The organism is Achromobacter semiaridum, assembly GCF_053543755.1.
In genome coordinates this window covers 49,069-53,321 of the sequence record NZ_JBLVOL010000115.1, presented here as the reverse complement: position 1 = coordinate 53,321, position 4,253 = coordinate 49,069, and the positions used below count along the sequence as shown (strand labels likewise).

The window sequence follows — 4,253 nt, the reverse complement described above, 5'->3', positions numbered from 1 at the left end:
GGGCTTGCGGGCAGCAAAACCGGGGCGGTGGGCATGCCCGCCGCGCCGCTTCGCCAGCGCTTGTCAAAACGCAAACCAGGAGTACCTAACAATGGCTTCCACCGCGCCTCTCACTGTCAGCCTGGCTTCCGCCTTGAAGACGACCCGCTCGCGTCAACGCGACCTTGAACAGCTGTCGCCGTTTGAACTGAAGGATTATCTGATTACGTTGGCCAAGGAGAATCAGCAGACGGCTGCCTTGACCATGTTGAACGCGGGCCGGGGCAACCCGAATTGGATCGCCACCGAGCCGCGCGACGCTTTCTTCCTGATGGGCCAGTTTGCGATGAAAGAGGCGCGCCGCGTGCGCGACGATGCCATCCTGGCTGGCATGCCGGCAAAGAAAGGTTGCGCCGACCGCTTGCGTAAATTCCTGTCCAAGCACAAGGGCGAGGACGGCTACGACTTCCTGGTGGGCGTGCTTGAATACGGCGTCAAGATAAAGGGTTTCGATCCGGACGAATGGATCCACGAACTGACCGACAGCATCATCGGTGACAACTACCCCGTGCCGCCGCGCGCGCTGGTGCATACCGAACAGATCGTGCACGACTACCTGATCAAGGAAATGTGCGATGGTCGGCCGCCCAAGGGCAAGTTCGACCTGTTTCCGGTAGAGGGCGGCACGGCCGCCATGTGCTACATCTTCGACTCGATGATGCAGAACGGCCTGTTGAAGCAGGGCGATACCATTGCGCTGTTCCTGCCCACCTTCACGCCCTATATCGAAATCGCGCACCTTGAGCGTTTCCAGTTCAAGATTGTCGCCATCAACGCCAGCAGCCTGCGGGCCGACGGCACGCACGACTGGCACTATCCCGCCTCTGAAATCGCCAAGCTGGAAAATCCGAAGATCAAGCTGGCCGTAACGGTCAACCCCAGCAACCCGCCGTCGGTGGCGTTCAGCCCGGTCGAGATGAAGCAGATCGTGCGCCTGATCCGCAAGAATCCCGATCTGGTGCTGGTCACGGACGATGTGTACGGCACCTTCGTGCCGAACTTCCGGTCGCTGATGGCCGAAGTGCCGCACAACACCATCTGCGTCTATTCCTTTTCCAAGAACTTCGGTTGCACGGGCTGGCGTCTGGGTGTGATTGCCACGCACGAGAAAAACACCATGGACCGGCGCATCGCCGAACTGCCCGCGGCGTGGAAGCAGCGCCTGAACAAGCGCTACGGCGCCATGACGATGGAGCCCGAAAAGCTCAAGTTCATCGACCGCATGGTGGCCGACAGCCGCAACGTGGCGCTGAACCACACGGCGGGCCTGTCCCTGCCGCAGCAGGTGCAGATGTGCTTTTTTGCGCTGTCCCACCTGCTGGACCTGAAGGACGCCTACAAGCACCTGACGATGCAGATCGTGCGTGCGCGCCGCGACTCGCTATGGAGCGGGTTGGGTATTCCGGTGCCCCCGGAAGATCCGATGCGCGCCTGGTATTACGTGGAACTGGACTTCATGGTCTGGGCCAAGGTCATGTATGGCGATGCCTTCTGCAAGTACATGACGTCGAACTACGAGCCCGTGGACTTCCTGTTCCGGCTGGCCGAGAAGACGGGCGTGGTGCTGATGGATGGCGGCGGCTTCGGCGGGCCGCCCTGGTCGATCCGCATCTCGCTGGCCAATCTGGACGATGCCGATTACGCCAAGATCGGCAAGTACATGGTCGAGTGCGCCACCGAGTACGTCGAGGCATGGAAGGCGTCCGAGCTGGTGCGTTCGGGTCCGACTGCCGGCAAGGGCCAGACGGTGAAAGCCGGCGCGGCCAAGCGCGCGGCAAAGACGGCCACGAAGAAGGTCGCCAAGAAGGCGGTGAAGAAAGCCGTCAAGCAAGCGGACACGGCGGCCAAATCCGCCAAGAAGGCTACCGCCCGCAAGTAGGCAACCACAGGCGACATGAGCTATGACGTGCTCGATCGGGTTTTTCAATAGCGTCCCCATCGCGGTGTTGTTCGTCACGGTGGGTTTGGGATACCTGATCGGCAAGCTCAAGGTCGGGCCGATTCAGTTGGGCGGCGTGTGCGGCACGCTGATCGTCGCCCTGCTGATCGGCCAGACGGGTTGCCAGATGCGCGGGGACCTGAAAGAGGTGGCCTTCGCGCTGTTCATCTTCGCCATGGGCTATTCGGGCGGCCCGCAGTTCTTCGCCAACCTGAATCGCTCCAGCCTGCGCTATATCGCGCTGCCCATCATCGAAGCGTTGCTGGTGCTGACGATTGTGTTGTCGGCCGTGCCGCTGTTTGGCCTGGATGCCGGTACGGCAGCGGGGCTGGCGGCAGGCGCCGCAACCGAATCGGCGGTGGTCGGAACCGCCGCCGAAGCGCTCAAGCACCTGGGCTTGCCGGATGCAGAGGTGCAGCGCATGGAAGCCAACATAGCCACGGCCTACACGCTGACCTATCTGGTGGGCTTGATCAGCATCGTGTTTTTTACCAGCCAGGTGGCGCCGGCGTTGTTGCGCATCAACTTGCGCGCAGCGTCCAAGGCCCTGGAAGCCAAGCTGGGCGTCGCGTCCGGTGAAGACGAAGACATCAACCTGCCCACGTTGCCGCGCCTGGTGGGGCGGGCCCACGTGGTCAAGGACGCCGACGGCATGAAGGTGGGCGACATCGAGGCCCAACTGGGCGGTCGTACCGTGATCAGCCGCCTCCTGCGCAACGGCGCGGCGCTGGACGTTACCCCCGACGACACGCTGGCCACGGGCGACATCGTGGTGGTGCTGGGCTTGCGCCGTTTTGCGCTGCGGGCCGGCGCGGTGGTCGGCCCGGAGATCCAGCTGCCGGAAGCGCACGCCGATGATCTGCAACTGCGCGAGCTTGCGGTCATCGTCAACAAAAAGAACGTCAACGGAATCACCATGGGCGAGCTGGGCAAGCGCCCCGGCGCCAAGCGGGCACGTGGCGTCTTCGTGCAGTCCATCACGCGGTCGGGGCACGTGCTGCCATTGACGCCGGCCACCATCGTGCAATACGGGGACCTGGTCACGCTGGTGGGCGCCGAACCCGAACTGGCGCAAGCGGGTGCGGCGCTGGGCAGCGAGCTGCGCCGCAGCGGCGTCACCGATCTGGTCTTCCTGGCCTTCGGCATCCTGGCGGGCTTGATGATCGGCAGCCTCAGCGCGCGCATGTGGGGCATCCCGGTGTCGCTGGGTAGCGGTGGCGGGGCGCTGGTCAGCGGGTTGGTGTGCGGCTGGATCAATGCCAAGCGGCCGTCGCTGGGGCACATGCCGGATCACGCCGTGCAGCTGTTGAAGGACCTGGGGCTGGCGGTGTTCGTGGCCTGCGTGGGCTTGTCGGCGGGGCCCGAAGCCGTATCGCTGATCCGCGAACATGGCGCCGTGCTGCCGCTGATCGGCTTGCTGGTATCGCTGGGGCCGGCCTGCCTGTCATTGTGGGTGGGCCACAAGATACTGAAGATTGAAGGTCCGTTGCTCGTGGGCGCCATTGCCGGCCAGCACGTCAGCACGCCCGCCATCAGCGCCATCTTGAACTCCAGCGGCAGTTCCGTGCCGCTGCTGGGTTACACCGTGACCTATGCAATTGCCAACGTGCTGCTGCCGGTGCTGGGGCCCATCATCGTGTCGTTGGCGTACCATCTGAGTTAAGACGCGTATCTGAAAGACGCAGCAGAGGCGAGGCGCTTGGCGCCTCGCTGTCGTTTTGCACACGGAGACATCATGCCCTACGTAACCCCGCTACAGGACTTCCGCTTTACGCTGAACGACCTGGCCGGCCTGGACGACATCCTTGCATTGCCCGGCTTTGGCGACGTCACGCCGGATCTGGTCGACGCCATCCTGCAAGAGAACGGCCGCTTTGTGGAACAGGCGGTGGCGCCCTTGAATGTGCCGGGTGACACGCAGCCGCCTGTCTGGAAAGACGGCCATGTCACGACCACGCCCGGTTATGCGCAGGGCTTCAAGGACTACGCCGCCGGCGGCTGGCAAGGCTTGCAGCATCCGCAAGAGTGGGGTGGGCAAGGCCTGCCCAAGCTGGTTGCGGCCGCGCCCGGCGAGAACATCCAGGCTGCCAGCCTGGCGTTTTCCTTGTGCCCCATGCTGACCGACGGGGTGATCGAAGCCCTGCTGACCGTGGGCTCGGACGCGCAACGCCGCGAATACGTGCCGAACCTGATCGCGGGCAAGTGGACGGGCACCATGAACCTGACCGAGCCGCAAGCGGGTTCGGACCTGGCGCAGGTCGCCACGCGCGCCCTG

Annotated in this window: 3 protein-coding genes; all 3 read left to right on the top strand. The window is 63.9% G+C overall.

All coding sequences use genetic code 11. The features are described 5' to 3' along the window. Positions 1 to 91 precede the first annotated feature (91 nt). Complete coding sequence (locus tag ACNPP0_RS24610) at positions 92 to 1,918, top strand: bifunctional aspartate transaminase/aspartate 4-decarboxylase (RefSeq protein ID WP_332610473.1); 1,827 nt, start codon at positions 92 to 94, stop codon at positions 1,916 to 1,918. A 22-nt stretch (positions 1,919 to 1,940) separates the two neighbouring features. Next, positions 1,941 to 3,641, top strand: coding sequence for an aspartate-alanine antiporter (aspT, locus tag ACNPP0_RS24605; RefSeq protein WP_332610471.1), 1,701 nt, complete (start codon positions 1,941 to 1,943; stop codon positions 3,639 to 3,641). Between the two features lie 72 nt (positions 3,642 to 3,713). Beyond that, a partial coding sequence (locus ACNPP0_RS24600; protein WP_448707261.1) for an acyl-CoA dehydrogenase family protein occupies positions 3,714 to 4,253 on the top strand: 540 nt, incomplete at its 3' end.